The organism is Mesorhizobium sp. M4A.F.Ca.ET.050.02.1.1 (assembly GCF_003997725.1).
Taxonomy (GTDB): Bacteria; Pseudomonadota; Alphaproteobacteria; order Rhizobiales; family Rhizobiaceae; genus Mesorhizobium.
Genome location: NZ_RZSG01001551.1, coordinates 1 through 397 on the forward strand (window position 1 = coordinate 1; position 397 = coordinate 397).

1 pseudogene is annotated in these 397 nt (G+C 65.2%); it reads right to left on the reverse strand.

From position 1 onward, the window contains the following. Nucleotides 1–397, reverse strand: a pseudogene (locus EOA33_RS38595) (CCA tRNA nucleotidyltransferase); the annotation flags it as partial.

Sequence of the window (397 nt, forward strand, 5' to 3'; positions counted from 1 at the left end):
ATGCCGCAGCCGCTCCGCCTCGGCTGCGGAAAACTTCAGTCTTCCGGCAAGCGTCTTCAGCCGCGCCGCATCAGGCGGCACCATGGCTTCCAGCCTAAGCAGCGGGTCGGCTGTCCAGCCCAGGTCCCTCTCGGTCCGGATCAGCCCATGGATGGCGTCGATGCCCCATTTCTCGCTTTCCGGCAGAACGCTGGTAAGCACGCCGGCCTGACGCATCCATAAAAGAGCGCGTGACGGGTCCGGCGCCGACAGGAGCTTCTTCAGTTCAGACCAGATGCGCTCCGCCGAGAGCTGGCCGAGCCCGTCCTTCAGCCGCGCGCAGGCCTTCAACCCTTCGGCGTCGGGTCGACCGTCGCCATACCAGGCAAAGAATCGGAAAAAGCGCAGGATGCGCAGG